The sequence below is a fragment of the Dyadobacter diqingensis genome, assembly GCF_024220585.1.
Classification (GTDB): Bacteria; Bacteroidota; Bacteroidia; order Cytophagales; family Spirosomataceae; genus Dyadobacter; species Dyadobacter diqingensis.
In genome coordinates, this window is the sequence record NZ_JAMXKF010000002.1 from 795,085 (window position 1) to 810,967 (window position 15,883).

13 protein-coding genes are annotated in these 15,883 nt (G+C 40.7%); 1 reads left to right on the plus strand and 12 read right to left on the minus strand.

The genetic code is table 11. The features are described 5' to 3' along the window. Positions 1-194: 194 nt before the first annotated feature. The 11 genes from M1L62_RS08755 to M1L62_RS08805 form a co-directional block, all read right to left on the minus strand. A complete protein-coding gene (locus M1L62_RS08755) occupies positions 195-809 on the minus strand; it encodes a response regulator transcription factor (protein WP_254412657.1) in 615 nt (204 codons plus the stop codon). Positions 810-1,116: 307 nt separating this feature from the next. Next, entirely contained in the window at positions 1,117-2,538 is a 1,422-nt protein-coding gene (locus M1L62_RS08760; RefSeq protein WP_254412658.1) for a T9SS type A sorting domain-containing protein, read from the minus strand. 13 nt (positions 2,539-2,551) lie between these two features. Beyond that, positions 2,552-3,814, minus strand: coding sequence for a hypothetical protein (locus M1L62_RS08765; RefSeq protein WP_254412659.1), 1,263 nt, complete (start codon positions 3,812-3,814; stop codon positions 2,552-2,554). Between the two features lie 143 nt (positions 3,815-3,957). Beyond that, positions 3,958-4,692 carry a hypothetical protein gene (locus M1L62_RS08770; RefSeq protein ID WP_254412660.1) on the minus strand — a complete coding sequence of 245 codons (735 nt, stop codon included), beginning with the start codon at positions 4,690-4,692 and terminating at the stop codon, positions 3,958-3,960. 71 nt (positions 4,693-4,763) lie between these two features. Further along, positions 4,764-5,423 carry a hypothetical protein gene (locus tag M1L62_RS08775; protein ID WP_254412661.1) on the minus strand — a complete coding sequence of 220 codons (660 nt, stop codon included), beginning with the start codon at positions 5,421-5,423 and terminating at the stop codon, positions 4,764-4,766. Positions 5,424-5,526: 103 nt separating this feature from the next. After that, entirely contained in the window at positions 5,527-6,165 is a 639-nt protein-coding gene (locus M1L62_RS08780; RefSeq protein WP_254412662.1) for a hypothetical protein, read from the minus strand. Positions 6,166-6,273: 108 nt separating this feature from the next. Beyond that, positions 6,274-6,963 (minus strand): hypothetical protein, encoded by a 690-nt coding sequence (locus M1L62_RS08785; protein WP_254412663.1) that lies wholly within the window; start codon positions 6,961-6,963, stop codon positions 6,274-6,276. Between the two features lie 85 nt (positions 6,964-7,048). Next, positions 7,049-7,738 carry a hypothetical protein gene (locus M1L62_RS08790; protein ID WP_254412664.1) on the minus strand — a complete coding sequence of 230 codons (690 nt, stop codon included), beginning with the start codon at positions 7,736-7,738 and terminating at the stop codon, positions 7,049-7,051. A gap of 168 nt (positions 7,739-7,906) precedes the next feature. Beyond that, entirely contained in the window at positions 7,907-8,725 is an 819-nt protein-coding gene (locus M1L62_RS08795; RefSeq protein WP_254412665.1) for a phage tail-like protein, read from the minus strand. Positions 8,726-9,797: 1,072 nt separating this feature from the next. Beyond that, complete coding sequence (locus tag M1L62_RS08800; protein ID WP_254412666.1) at positions 9,798-10,433, minus strand: response regulator transcription factor; 636 nt, start codon at positions 10,431-10,433, stop codon at positions 9,798-9,800. Positions 10,434-10,618: 185 nt separating this feature from the next. Beyond that, positions 10,619-11,221: a LuxR C-terminal-related transcriptional regulator gene (locus tag M1L62_RS08805; protein WP_254412667.1), complete on the minus strand. Its 603-nt coding sequence runs from the start codon at positions 11,219-11,221 to the stop codon at positions 10,619-10,621. A 732-nt stretch (positions 11,222-11,953) separates the two neighbouring features. Between M1L62_RS08805 and M1L62_RS08810 the strand changes: the two genes are divergently transcribed. Further along, a complete protein-coding gene (locus M1L62_RS08810; protein WP_254412668.1) occupies positions 11,954-12,598 on the plus strand; it encodes a LuxR C-terminal-related transcriptional regulator in 645 nt (214 codons plus the stop codon). Between the two features lie 63 nt (positions 12,599-12,661). Here the strand turns inward: M1L62_RS08810 and M1L62_RS08815 are convergent, their stop codons facing one another. Then, the gene (locus tag M1L62_RS08815; protein ID WP_254412669.1) at positions 12,662-15,781 is read right to left on the minus strand and encodes a sensor histidine kinase; all 3,120 of its coding nucleotides are present in this window, start codon (positions 15,779-15,781) and stop codon (positions 12,662-12,664) included. Between the last annotated feature and the right edge of the window lie 102 nt (positions 15,782-15,883).

Consider the following 15,883-nt stretch of genomic DNA (forward strand, 5'->3'; position numbering starts at 1 on the left):
AAATGTACCATTAAATGTTAATTCAGATGCTGGTTAAACTCTCTCGCAAAATTTTATTTGAGACTGGTCGCCAATATCTGCTCCTGCAATTGTAAGAAGTTGAATTACGAAGATGGAGCAGGATCAAATCAATCGTCCGGTGGAATTCCCGGTTGTATTGGTAGCCATTGAAAGTCCCAAAGTCTTCTTAATTGTTAAAATCGGGAATACGAAGCCATCTTTTCAACCAAATCAATCACATTATTCACCTGCATTTTCTGGTATACCCTAAGTTTTACTGTACTGACTGTTGACGCGGCTAATTGGAGTTCCCGACAGATTTCAAGAGTCCTTCGTCCCTTTAAGAGCAGATGCAACACATGAGATTCTCTCAGCGAAAGTAGCCTTAGCGAATTCTTGTTTAAAATCAGATCCAGAAAGTAGTAGTTCAGGTCTTCGAAAACATATTTATTACCGTCAATTATGCTATCCAAAGCCCAATGAAATTCCTCCTCACTTATAGTTTGAAGACAGACACCTTCTATTCCTATCTTCATATATGTCAAAGCCATAACCTTTTCATTTTCATTACTTATCAAAACAATTTTAATCGAAGGGTATGCTCTGCGAATATTTTCAGTCTTTTTCAGATCATCCTGACACGCTAATTCAAATGTCATAATGAGCATGTCACAGTTGTTAATATTTTCCTCAACACCCGACCATTCCGTCTCTTCCCGAAGGACGGTGTTATTTTTATATTGTTTTATTGAGGCTGCCATCCCCATCCGAAAAAAATCGTTTTTGATAAACAGCATTATTCTTCTCATCTTCTTTTAAATATTGAATGAAAGGATAGGTCAATTATTGACTTTAATGATAACAAGGTATGCCCGTAGGCGTCTTTATGGCTACACCAAATCATAGGGCAGGCAGGATCTTTCCGCTGCTTTTTTGATTCGAAATTACAACCGGCTCCAAATGATTTTTAAAAGTATCCTGATGCGTTATTCTCTAAACTTTCTACATCTCAAATGTCAATTGCGACAAATTAAATATCTGTAAAAAATGCTCTTCCGAAAAAATCAGAAGAGCATTTCAGAATCACTTAAACATGTGGTATGGTGTGAAACCTGACTACTTGTTAATAACTACTTTTTGACTTGAAATACTACCATCTAAGCGGGTAATCTTAACGATGTAAAGACCTTCTGAAAAGTTCTTTAAACTGATCTCTCCATTCGAAAGACTATTTGTTTTCAGCATTACACGTCCACTCAGGTCAGTTAATACGACCTCTTTAACAGCAGCAAAGTCACGAACAATGACCTTATCTGTTGCAGGATTAGGATAAATTGAAAGGTCCGCCTCAGAGAGCCCGCTAAATTTCACATTCTGTATTCTGCTGTATGCATACGTATCGTCTTTATCAATCATTTTCAAACGGTACAAGTTATCTCCATTTGCAGGTTGGGCATCCGGGAAGCTGTAAGTTTTCAACGAATTGCTCTCCCCATGAGATGTCACCGTTCCTATTCTGCTCCAAACTTTTCCACTGAGACTATGTTCCACTTCGAAACGGTCGCTGTTAGTCTCTTCCGTAGTTGCCCAGCTAAGCTGTACCGTTTTCCCTTCTTTTGCCGCATTGAAACGAATCAATGTCACTGGTAAAACGCCTACATCTACCGTTATATTTGCCGGGCTGGACGTCTGTCCGTTTGTATCACTTACTGTATATTTGATTGGGGTCGCTAATCCCGAAAAACCAGGCTCAGGATCGAAGGTGATCGTGCCATTCGCGTTCACCGTATAAACACCTTCACCGGGAACTGTGACTGTCGTTACTGGATTTCCGCTGACCGGATCAATAAGCTTTACCGTACCGGGAGCAATTGGAGCATCGCCAGGCGTGTCATTTGCAAGAACGTCAATTGTGATATTTGTGTCATGCGCTGTCGTTGGAACGTCTGCCGTCGCAACAGGCGGAACCACCGTGTTGGTATAGGTTGACACAGAGTTACTTGCCGGAGAAAGATCGATATCACCTCCTGCACCAGGGGTAATGTTGGCAATATAACCGCTGCCGTTGTTTGCATTGGCCTGTGCAGGAGTCGAAGGTGCCGTCACGATCCCTGCAATCTGAATTGGCCCTCCTATTGTTGTAAAAGGATCCGGCTGACCAGGAATAACCTGATTCTGAAAACCTGAAACCGACCAGACATCTGTCGCATCCGAGGAGCCGTCTGGTGCACAGGTACCCGAGCATTCTGCTACCCAGGTGAAATACGCAGCACCAGCACCAGTTACAACGGGTGAACCGTCACCATCCAGCGTTGGCTTCATCTTATTGAGACTGATACTGATAACAGTCATATTGTTAACCGGATCGGGGTTGTTGATCGGCAGAGACGATGCATTTTGAAAGTTAAGTGTAGCTGTAATTGGTCCCCCGTTTACTGCCGGGGCCGGACTTACTGTCGGAGAAGAAAGTTGCGGATCCTGTGCATAAACACTCGTCAATGCACCAAAAAACATAATGGATAAAATGTACTTTTTCATAGAAATCATCTGATTAATAGCTGAAGTTGATATTTTCATTGTCCTTGTTATTGAGGAAGTTCAGTTCTCCACCAGAGCCGTCGAAAATCGAAACGACAATGTTTTCTGTGCCCGACTGTGTATTAGCACTGTATGCAAGGGAGAAACCGAACGCACTCGAACCACTTGCTGCAAGCGTAGTTACGCCCGCTGTTCCACCATACCTGAAAACATGGTTGCTACCTGAAATCCCCAAATAGGCCCACTGCGTGTTTTGAACAGGCAATCCCGTTGATGTGGTCTGAGCAGAATTGTAGGTATTCACAGTATAGTGTGATGATACCGGGATGGTTACAAAGATGTTACCCGACGTTTGAACCCCATTGATCTCCGCAACGACCACACGCACATTGATCGGCTTATTATTACCGACAATTTGAGCGGGAGTGATACGCAAAGTTGGTGTTAGGTCCGGAACCGCAGCGGCTAGCGTGTATATGGAGTAAGTATCAGGAACAATACTTGCAGTGGTGGTAATAGAACCGGCTGTCAAACTACTCGCACCACCCAGAATTGATGTCACGTCAACAGTGGCTGGTATTTTTACCCATCTTGATGCAGTCGCATCCCATCCGACTATGACAAGCTTGCTCAGCGTAGAAGACGTGAGTGCTGCGACATTACTTCCCGCATCCCAGGTAAGGGTAATCGGGGTCGCATTTGCACCATTAATATCCCAATATTCAACCGCGTCAATATTCCCAATTGAGGTTTGCTTGCTGGTTCTTGGAAAAGCTGGCAACCCACCTGCTGGCAGCACCGGATAATTAGCCCCGGTAAAAAGATCATTGGTGATAGCAACACTCGCATCTGCATGGAAATAAGCACCATTGGTACCATCCGCCGAAGCTGCAAATTGCCCTACGTTGCCATTGTCTCCAACAGGGAAAATGAACTGACCTGTTCCATATTTCCGCACATAACCATCCACGTAGTTGGCATCGTCCGCGCCTGTGCTGGTGAGTCCGTTGCCAAAGAAATTGAGATAACTGATGGTCGCAGTAGCACGCTCGGTAAGGATTACGCCAGGCTGTGCTCCACCCGCAGGTGCCAGAAAATTATGGTTACCGAAAAAGGTCATTTCGGCACCGCCGAAAATGGTGGTATTACCCTGGCTTCCTTCCTGTGCACGAACCTCGAAAACCATTAACATCAGGCCCAGTAGCATAACGAGTCCCGAAATCTGCATCCAATCCCGTTTGCGGGCGTATACAATGTTGTTGTATTTTTTATTCATTTGTTTGATTTTTAAATGTGTATGTTATTTAAGTTCCGCATTTGGAATCCACTTTATTTTTAAAAACGCGTTGCAAACGTTCCATTTAACATCGATTGCAAATCGGTGTTAGCCAGGTTCAATTTTAAATAGTGGTGCTAGGTCTATTTTGAAATCAAGAAAACGTCTAAAAATGCTCGGGTGACAGCGCTGCTCACACCGTTTCCCTTCACACGTACATCCACGACATCACCCGCATTTAATTTAACAATCGCTGAACCGGAAGCTGCAACGCCGGACCCTGCCGGAGCATTCCCTACACAGAGTTCACGTAAAAAGGTACCATTCACATAGATGTAGAAGTATATACCTTGTAGAGTGGATATAATTGCAGTTGTGAAGTTACCATTAACCTGATAGTAACCTGTTCCCCCCGACGGTACGGTGAAATTGTCATTAACTAAATCGAATGTGGTGTTTTTATCAAAGGTTGCATTGTAGAACTTTATCTTGTTAAATACGCTTGCAGAGATGGTCTGATTCGCATCAGTAGACCCTTTTGTTACGGCAAAAACAACCGGAACATTTTGTGCAGCCGGCGTTTTCCAGCTAGCCTCTCCACTTACGTCCGAAGTTAAAACCCTATCATCTCCTTGCGTCCCATCAGCAATAGTGACTTTCCCGGTTTTCTTGATAAATACCTTATTAGCAACTGTGGAACTTTCCACTTCCAGGTTGTTATTGGCATCAATCGTCGTCGGATTTGTACCGATTTTTACCTGTGCAAACAAAGTCGAAGAGGCTAATAACATGGCGGATGCAAACACCGCTGTTTTGAGCGTTTGTCCTCTCCAAGGTGGCGCGGTCAAAGCTTTTATAACTATTTCTTTTTTGTTCATTGAATAAAATGTTTACGGTTGTTGATTACTGGATTAAGAAGACAGTGTTGTGAGAATTGAGAAAAAACGCCTTATAGCTTGAATACTACAACCGACAGCTTCCTTACTTTCCAGGCACTCGTAAAATTGAAGCCCCCTCCCCGGTATATTTTGGGGCTGATTTTTTCCCCTGCTGTCAGATATTTGATTCCATTGACTGAACGCGGGTTCCACGTTGAAGAACTGTATCGAATACCACCATCTTCGATATCCAGATTACTAAGTTCGATGGTAAATAGCTCACCAGCCGTTCCTAAAATTTCAAGACTGTAATTGTATTGATAAAACCCGTCGGATGGAGCCGTAAATTCTCCGTTGGTTGCGTTGTAGGTGGAGCCGTCACCAGATACATATGGAATTGGTGGTGACCACATATATCCGGTCGGTTGAAGCGTATTGGGATTGTTCGCCATTAAAATAAGCGTATACGATGGCTGCCAGCTTGCATTTCCATTAGCGTCTGAGGTAAGAACTTTTCCATTTCCTTCCGTTCCGTCGGTAATTGTAACCTGGCCTGTTGTCTTATTAATACTCGTTTTTCTTCCGGTTGTTGAAGCCTCGACTTCTAGGCTTTTTGTTGCATCAATCACCGTCGGATTCGTACCGATTTTTACCTGTGCGAACACGGGCGAAGCGCTCAGCGTGGCAGCAAGAAAGAAAGCCACTAGTGTGAAGAATTTGTGTGTTTTCATTGTGTGTTTTCTATGCAGATTTTAGGTTAATTTTGTATTAGTACCAGTCTTTATGTTGTTGCTCATATACTGATGTAAGCCTTATTATCTTGTTATTAAATGGTTAATTCAGGACAATCAGGCAAGAGAAGACAATCCCCCCCGTAGTACTACCATTTGATTTTTCCAAAAAGAGACTAAATGAATTTGACGTTTTATTATAAACCAATGGGAGTAATATGTCATTTGCCCAGTCAGGTGCAGTCCCACTATAATTGCTTGAAGTAAAAACTTGATAATTGGTAGTTCCCAAATCAGGAAAGGTCATTGTTAGGATAGTCTTTCCATAAACACCACTATAATAAGAATAGCAGGTTGCACCTGTAAAGTATCCTCCAACAGTTATTGGACCAGCAGGACAGATTCCAATGTCAACCTGAGAAAGTACACTTCCGATGTGAATTTTCGAAATTTCAGATGTGGGTGGTGTCAACGCTCTCACATTGCCGGCAGCATCAATGGATAAATACTTATCCGTGGTCGCGCCCGTCGGAGTGTTTTCAATCACAACGGTTCCATCCGCCTTATTTACGATAACCTTCTTGTTATTAATCGCTTCCACTTCCAGATTGTTATTTGTTCCAATCACCGTCGGGTTCGTACCAATTTTCACCTGCGCAAAAGCAGAAGAAGTGGCTAAGAGCATGGCGCCTGCAAATAGCGCCGCATAAATCGTCTTTGAGCATGTAGCTGTTTTATTCATTGTTGATTAGTTTTGGTTGTTATTGAAATGTGGTAAAAACTTAGTCGTGATCAAGTTACCCAGGCCTTTACCGATTGTGAATTGATGTTATCCCGGGTATAATATTTGTCAATCTGGAATTCTTGTCACCCTCAGGTAAGCATTCCAGCAATACGCGTTTGTGTTGGTCGACGAGTAAAGAAATCCGTAAATCTTATCACCGGCAGCGTACTTGGCAGTCTGGGTCATTACCCGCGCTACGCTGCTCCCTGTACTCGTGGTGTAGTCCGTAGAAATACCAAGTGTCCCCTGAACAGCCAAAATCATGTATGTATTTACAAGACCACATCGAGCGCCTACTTCTACATTGTAGACTCCCGCTTCGGGCACTATATATGCGCGCTCTGTTACATCATAGCCTGTGTAACCCGCACCTGGAACAAGGGTATGACGCGATGCAATACCTCCACCATTAGAATGTTGCAGTAACTCGTTTCCACTTGCTTGTTCACCTAAAAACACCGTTGTCGGGACTTTCAGCGTGCTCAATGTCTGCCAGGTTGCCTCGCCATTAAGATCGGATGTAAGAATTTTCGCTGTACCCTGCGAACCATCAGCAATCGTTACTTTGCCCGTTTTCTTGATAAAGACTTTATTTCCTGTCGTAGAACTTTCCACTTCCAGGTTATTATTTGCGTCAATCGTCGTAGGATTCGTGCCGATTTTTACCTGCGCAAAGACAGAGGAAGTTGTGAAAAGTATTGTCCCTATAAAAAGCGCGGGATAAATTGCTTTTGACACCGTATTTTTTATGTTCATTTCTTTACTATTTTTGGATGGTTTAGAATCATGTTGCAAACGCCTTGTTAGTTGTACCACAGGTAGCAAATTGGTGTTACCCAGCCTATTGCGAAATGTAGCTCATAGTAAGCTCGCCCCCGGGCCCAGAGGTGACCATTGAGCCGGAAAAACGGAAGTCAAGCACATCGCCCATGTTTAATTTTAACAGCGCGCCACCACTCGCTGACGTACCAACATAAGCTGGCGAATTCCCCTGTATGACAATGTTTTGCGGTAAGTTATTTACATAAGCCTGCACGTAAATCCCCTGCTCAGTAGGTTGCCAATAGGATGTAATTGCCCCACTGACCTGATAATAACCGGTTTTCGGAATTACAACTTCGTCAGTTGCCAAATTTAGGCTGGTGCTTTTGTCAAATCGTACTGAAGTGAAATTCAACTTTACGACCGTAGCCGTTGTCGGATTGTAAAAACTGCCGAAATAGGCGGAAAGCTGGACAGGTGAATCGGGCACCGGAGCATTTGCCCAGGTTGCCACTCCGTTCGCATCTGACGTTAGCACCTTGCCATCGCCCTGCGAGCCATCAGCGATTGTAACTTTACCTGTGGTTTTATGAACGGAAACCTTGTTCCCGGCCATAGAACTTTCCACTTCCAGGTTATTATTCGCGTCAATCGTTGTAGGGTTCGTACCGATTTTCACCTGCGCAAAGACAGAGGAAGTTGCTAAAAGTATCCCTCCTGCGAATAGCCCGGAATAAATCGCTTTAAAAATTGTATATTTTATGTTCATTGTTTTAATGTTTTGGGTGTTTTAAAATCGCGTTTTGAGGGCGCTGCAACGTTAATTGTTAAAATCGCGTTGCGTCGGAGCTCCATTCAACACCGACTGCAAATCGGTGTTATAGCATGGTAAGCGGCATCTTTGATCTAACTTTTTTAGTGTGCTTTTACAATGTTTTTATTGTTCAAACAAGCTGATCGTTTGTACGATATTTTGAACATTGTACCAAAGACCAGCTGTGCAACCCAGGCACGGTATAACACTGTAGGTGATTTTGTCTCCTGCATTTAAATAGACTGTCAATGCATGGCTAAATGGAATCTGATATCCTGTTGGGCCTCCGTAATTGAATTGACTTCTCTGCTCTATCGTGCCACCAACAGGAGTTACATTAATGTACGAAGTAAATGAACCACTATATCCCCCGCCATTCCAAAATCCATTTGTGAAAGATTGAGTGCTTGTGTAATATCCAGATACAGGGGCTGTGTAGGTACCGCCAGATCCCGCATTGTAAGAGTCAAAAGTTTCAGTAGCAGCAATTTGATCTTCCGGACCATTGTTATAATAGTAAACAGGGCCAGGCGACTTACCAGCCCAGACCACACGATAACCTTTGAAAGTTTGTGGGTTTTGACTTACCCAACCAAATCCATCCCAGTAATACACTCCAATTCCTGCGGCAGGGTACAGTTTACCATTTGTTCCATTACCTGCTGTAATGCCAGCGTTTGTATTATGGACCTGCATACCTGGCGAGGTGGTTGCTGTTCCGCTGCCAGCGATTGGTGCAAACACAATCGTACTTGTCAACGAAACTTGTGGCAATCTTAAACCTTTTGTTCCGCTTTCAATTTCGAGTGCGGACCCGGCGGCAATCGTCGTAGGATTATCCCCCACCTTCACCTGCGCAAAAACTTGGCTTATGCTTAATAAAATTACCGCCACGAGTGGCAGCGAGCGAAATGTTTTGGATTTTAAATGTTTGTTTTTCATTAAAATGAGGTAAAAATTGGTGAATAATAAGTTTGATATCGGATAAAATGAACCAACCAGATGTAAATTGTCAGGCAAAACGAGTCCCCTGCTCATTCCCTTTGGGAAGAGCCAGAATTATCAAAAACCTTCGGGTATGCCCGCATTATCGGCTGGCAATAACCACCAGACTAGTCAAAACAAAATATGATTACAGGTTAAATCATCATTGCCGTGAGGGTCTAAACGTTTATCTTTTTTCTCATAATTTTTGGAGTCGGGTTAAAATAATATAGACAAATATTAACTACACACGTATTGTCACATCAGAGATATCTATGCCTCAATAGTTCCTATATCAAAATTTGGAAATAAAAACAGCAAAGCTTATAGATGTGCCTCCGGCCTGTTGTAGAAATATATCGACAACGATATAGAGATCTGAATCAAATGCCTTTAATTATGCTTGAATAGAGACAAATCCGTCGAAAATATTTATAAACGTACCCATCCCAGGTACCTGCGAATGGGTGGTAGAACTTTGAACTTGTTTGCCAAAATACCTTATCCTGCCGCGATATGGAGCCATAAGTTTGGCGAATATCCGAAGTTTCCGGATTAATTTTTTCCGGGGCTAAACCCTTAAAAGAGCGTGAAAGAAACATATAAACGATTTTTAATAGTGTATGAATGAAAGTCCTAAGACGGCTGTAAAGTTGAAATGTTGGAATAATAATTTTTATAGAGACCGGTGTACTTTAAATTAGAAATTTATCGACAATCGATTTTAAAGGCCATTTTCATCTCAACTATAAATACTACACTCATCCGCGTATATATTTGAGTCGAAGGGTATGGACAAATGTCATTTTTAGGATTTTGTTATTCTCACTAACAACAAGAAACCTAAAAAACAAGCCAGCCATGTCACTCAGGCCTATTCTCTCCTGAATCAGACGTTTACAAATAACAAAATATCGGGAGGTGCTAAAAACAGGTTTCTGTCAAGCTAAAACATTTGAAACATATCCTGCCTTCTCCTTTTCTTCTACAAAATATTTTTCAAATTGCTGGGCAGCGGACCTCTTTTACCTCAGTAACCTCTTATCAAAGAGACCTTTTTTGCCAATTCAATCTGGTCAGCAACTTTCAACTTGTCGAAAATTCTTCTTTTGTAAGTACTTATTGTGTTTTCTTTAAGGTTGAGGATAATGGAAATTTCCTTTGTCCATTTACCTTCAACCAGCAGCTCCATGACGCGCATTTCACGCGGAGATAGCGTAGTTACCGCATTTTTCAGGTTTTTGTTTGATTTACTTCCTATATTCCTGAGCAGACTTTGCTGAATATTGTAACTAACATATTTCCCCTGGTCTGCAATGGCCCTGAATGCAATCTGGAATTCTTCGCTCGAAGCAGTTTTAGAAATATATCCGTCCGCGCCCGCCTGAAGATATGGTAAGGCATAAACTTCCTCATCGTGCCCTGAGTGTATTAGAATTACGATATTGGGTTGTTTTTTACGGATCATATCGATCATTCTGATATTTTCTCCACCGGGCACTTCAATATCCAGTATAAGAATATCTGATTTTGCAGTCGCCAATAAATTTAATCCCGCTGGAAACGTATCGGCCATTTGAACCACAGCCTTGGGAAATCCTTCGTGAATCATATGTTTAAGCGCAAACCTAACTAAGGGGTGATCTTCAATAATAATTACATTCATGATTTTGTTTGATTAATTGCCGTCTTACGACGGATAGAGAGTAACTTTTCAACATCCTGTAAAAGGTAAATTTTGTTTTCCAGGCTCAATTGTGGACTTCGTCAGAAAAATCTTAAAACAACTTCTCAAATAACTAACCCTAGTATATATACGAAACCCAAATCAAGTATAAAAAGACTTTTAAATCAGGAAACTTTTGCCAATAAATCTATTACATTATCGACCTCCATCTTTTTATATAAATTGAATTTGATCGTACTGACCGTGGATGGAGCCAGACTTAGCACTTTGCTGATCTCCGCTGTCCGCATTCCTCTCAGGAGTAAAAATGAAACCTGCGTTTCTCTCGGCGAAAGTGATTTTATCACACTGCGGCGCCTTAAATCAGTCAATAGAAAATCGCTAATACTTTCAGGAATATATTTCTGTCCAAGGAGGACTCTCTTACACACGGATTCAAACTCGGATATACTTACGGATTTAAGACAAATATAATCCGCGCCCTTTTTTAGAAGTTCAACAGACATTTGCTGATCATTTTCTTCTCCAAAAAATAAGACTTTCAGTCCCGGATATTCCCGTCGAAATTTATTAAATTGTTGGATATCGTCACGGGTAGTCAGTTCCATATCAGCAATCAGGATTTTGACAGCCTGCCCCAAATTTTCTCTGACGTCTCTCCAGCTGTTCACCTCGACAATATCCGGGTTTGATATAAATTTATCCAGCGCGATTTTTATGCCGATCCGCATAAAACTGTTTTTCATCAACAATATTGTCCGATTCATATGGTGTGTTGTAAAGTACAAATTACGTATTGTTTAATTTACTGATCAAAATCTCACATTTCAATAGGTGATGCTAATTGCAACAATAATTGCTAAGTTTCCTGCCAGTAAGCGATCATCAATTTTACTCAAAAACTTACCCCACAAATTGTAGCCGTCTGATCATAATTGAGCTTATACCCCTATACCAACGAGAGAAGTTTTCGACAAACCGACAGCGAAGATCGCCACGGAACCTGGTTTCATAAATAGTTGTCTGGTTTCATAAAAATCAAATTAGTAAATACATAAGGTTTGGTGTGTGTAATAGATGTGCGGGCAATTTTGAGCCCTCAGGGCGTAAATGATACAATGACCGTTTATTGCTTTAGTTGGTGTTTATAAATATTAGTGCGCGCGTTTGGCGATCGAAATCTCTCTCATAACAATTGAGGCATTGCGACTTCTCAGTTATCGAATTTTCTTTATATCTCGGGTAGTATTACGAGATTGGAAATTATTTCAAAATGCTACGAATCGTTATTCTGATGAGTATTTAGGCCACAAAATGACATATTGTTGATATACAAATGTAAGTACTTGCCAAATAATTTCGTAAGAACTAATCCATGTTGTTAATCGTACTTTTACTACAAAGTGAAATTTCATTGTCTACATTTTTAAACTAATTTGGTATAGATTTTTTAGTATTTTTTTGAATTAAACAGTAATTATTACAACCCTCCATAGAATATGAATTTAACATCACAAGTATTAGTACTGGAAGACCATGATATTGTGTCATCCATGCTGGCCTCTCTATTAAAAGAGCATATCGCAAATGTTGCCATTGTTAAGGAAAAATCATTTCCAGCCGGCCTGGCAAGGATGCGTGACGGACTACAATTCGATCTGATCATCTTAGATGTTAATCTGCCAGGGGGCGAATCTTATGGAATGATCGCTATTTTACGCAAGATTCAGCCTGCCGTAAGAATTTTGGTTTTTACCTCGCAAGAAGAAGAGCATCACGCGTTAAATTTTCTGAGCGCCGGGGCAAGCGGATATCTTTCAAAAAATGCCCCTATAGAAGAGATTGGTCTTGCAATCTCAACAGTAATGAAAGATAAAAAATATATGACCTATGAAGTGCAGCAAAGGCTCGCTGAAAGCTTTTTTCAAAAGTCTGGTCCTGTGAAAGCATTTGAAAGTATGATTCTTTCGCCCCGGGAAACAGAAGTTTTAAATCTGCTTCTTGAAGGCAAATCAAGCAATCTGATCGCTCGGGAGCTTAATCTAAAAAAAACTACGGTGAGCTCACACAAGGCACGTATTTTTGAAAAAATGAATGTTACTAACACCATTGATCTCTTTAAAAAAATGAAGTTAGATAGCTGAATGGCTGAAACAAATACTTGATCCATACACAGCCGTCGAAATCAAATATCTTTTATTGGTACGTTACATGTTAACGGAGTCAAAAATCAAAGAAAACTTTGTCACTTTACCGTTTTCCACAAACACCTTTATTTTAAGCACTTTAGATATTTCTTTTACGATCAGTAGGCCAAGCCCTCTATACTCCTGTGACGCCGGGATATTGCCGCCGGCGTCAGGATTTCCCCAATCCTCATTTACCCAGTCGACTAAATTGGATGGCAAACCCGGACCGTTATCCTCAATAACCAGATGAATACTGTCAGCATAACTTATTGTGTAAATTCGGATGATGCCGTTGCTGTTAAATTTGATGGCATTATCCAAAAGATTCTGAATAATAATTCCCAGCATTTGAAAGCTGGTAGTTACAGAAATGCCGGTACTGACTTCGTTAAAAAGTTTATTTGATCGTTGCTTCGCAATGGGCTCAAACATCGCGCATTTTTGTTCAACAACCTTACATAGCTCAATATTCTGAAATTTAAGGTGCTCTCCCTGAAACCGCGACTTACTTAAAGTGATCATATTCTCCAACAACTGGTGAACATGATTTGCAGAGTTGCCAATGTTCATGATCATCTCATTTGCCTCATCGTATTCCCGTCTATTTATAAGGGTCACGATACGATCTGCACACATTGCAAAATATTTTACCGGGGTTCTTACATCATGGCTTATCGAAGCCACAAGACGTGACTGGATATGAATTTGCCTGCTCAGTTCTTTTTCTGAGCTTTGTATGGTAAGAAGTGCGTCCTGCAAATTGGCAGTCCTCGACAATACCTTTTCTTCCAATTGTTGATTTTCCGCAATAAGGCTGTTTGTCCTGAACCGGATATAAAAATATATACCTATGGCAATCACACAACCTGTTAAAAACTTCACCCACAGGCTCTCGTACCAATGTTCAGGAACAATAATAACGACTTGCTTAATTGTGTAGTTATTAATTCCGAAGCCATTCATTTTGCGAATCGTCAGAAAATGGGTTCCTGAATTCAGCTGCGAAAAACTTATTTCATGATTAAAAGGATCTAGCGGAATCCAGTTATCAATGGTTGAATTCTGCTTGGTGGAGATAGCATATGAAATATACAGATTGTTTCTTTTACCGTAATATGGTGTGGACACATGAAATCTAACTTGCCTGGGGTCAAGAGGCAGGTGAACAGTATCTGTTTTTATAAATTTAACATGACCTTGTGTTTCATACCGATCGATATTAAGATTTTTATCTGGAAGATCCACAATAACATTTTCTGGCTTGAACCAAACCAGTCCATTAATTGAAGGAAAAGAGATATACCCATTCTCCATTTTAAGTCCACAGGCCTGGCATCCGCCATTGAATTCATTCGTGTTGAATCCGTCGCTCTTGGCATGATACATATAAAACATCTCTTTGGGTAATTTATCTTTCACGTCAGATTCCCTGACATAAAATAATAAATCCTGGATCGACATTTGAAAAAGCCCTTTATTAGTGGGTAGCCACAGGAAACCGTATCCATCGTCAATGACACAGTGGGCGCTGCTCAGATAACCATACTTGTCCAAAGGAAAAGTAACTACTTTGTTTAGACCATTGTAGTGAAGCAAACCGCTTATTGCGGTCGCCAGCCAAATTTGATTGGTATCAGATACTGCGATGCTTTTTATAAATATCCCCCTTGTTTGCTGAACTAAGTGATAAGTCCTTTTCGCTATATTTAAGACATACAATCCACTTGTCGTCCCCACCAGTAACTTATCCTTGGTCTGGGATTGGATATACGTAACTTTTACCCCTTTTATAAAATGTTTTGGCTTAGCGTTCGGGTCATTAGTATCTAAACTATATAACCCGGTTGTATTTGTTCCAACCCAAATATCCCCATCCATGCCTTGATAAACATGTTTTACTTCTTCCTTGAATTCCCATCTCCTAATGGTTCTTGATGCTGCTTTATCCAGCTTATTCAAAAAAAAGCCCATTTTAATCCAAAGAAAACCTGCATAATCTCTGATTCCACTTCGCTGATCCGAATGATTAATTTTGGCGAGATATGTATTCAACCTAAAAAAAGATTTCTGAGTAGTCGGCTCTATTCCTATTTCCTGACCTTTTGGCGTTAGCACCGAGTTTTCCGAAAAAGGAATTTGAGCATAAAAATTATTATCCGCTTGTTTTACTTGCGAACTTAACGTCCGAAACGAGTGCCTACTCAAAACAAATAATCCTTCAGTAACGCTTCCCGTCATAAGTTTCTGACTATTTTTATCAAAATACATTTTATGCACAACGTTGTGATCAAAATTTTCGATGATTAACGTTGTAAAGATTTTATCACCGGTTTGCGCTTCTATCAAATATAAATTTTTACCTAAGAGAATGAAACACTGGTTTGCAAATCCATTCCAATGAACTTGCATAGGCACTTTTGTAGAATAATTTTTATCCTTTAATATATCTCCACAAAAGATCTGCACAGTGCTTTTATTATGTTCCATTTTATGAATGATACGATTTGCTTCAAAGTAATACAACCCCGCCCCCATTTTAAAAAAATTCCAAAGTGTTTTCTTGGATGGCGTTTCAAACTGCATTTTTCCTTCTGCAAAAAAACGAATCTTTGCGTTATCGATGATATAATACGATTCTGTGGCGGTTTCTCCGGGTAAAATATATTTATGAGGATATTCATATGAACTGATCGGACTCGGAGTTCCAGTTCCAACAAAGGTCTTATCTCCATCCAAACCTAGCGTTTTTGTTACTTTTTGATAGCTAAACGACTGTTCCCGAACAGCATTCCCACTTTTTATCCTTATCAGTTCTCCACTACCGGTAACGGCAAAAATATCATCCTTTGTAATATTTAGTTTTTTCACGGGGGAACTTTGCGACTCCGAATAAAGTCCCAAATTAACAATCGACGGTAAGATGAACTCAAAACGATTATTAACAACATCAATGTTTGTGTTATTAAAGATATAAAACTCGTTTCCATCATAGCGAACAAGACCGTCTTCGGTTGCGAGCCAGATATATCCCAAATTATCGGCAACAATTGCTTTTATACTATTTTGAGGAAGTCCGTTTTCATCTGTATAGTGGCTTTCCGAATAATTGTTTTGTGCCGATGCAAGCCCTGATACCATCAATAATGAGATACATTGTAGAAAAATGTACCGAAGATAAACTCTGCCCATAAAATGTTCCTTACCTGGCATCGGACACAATAATATCCGAAGCCCAATTAA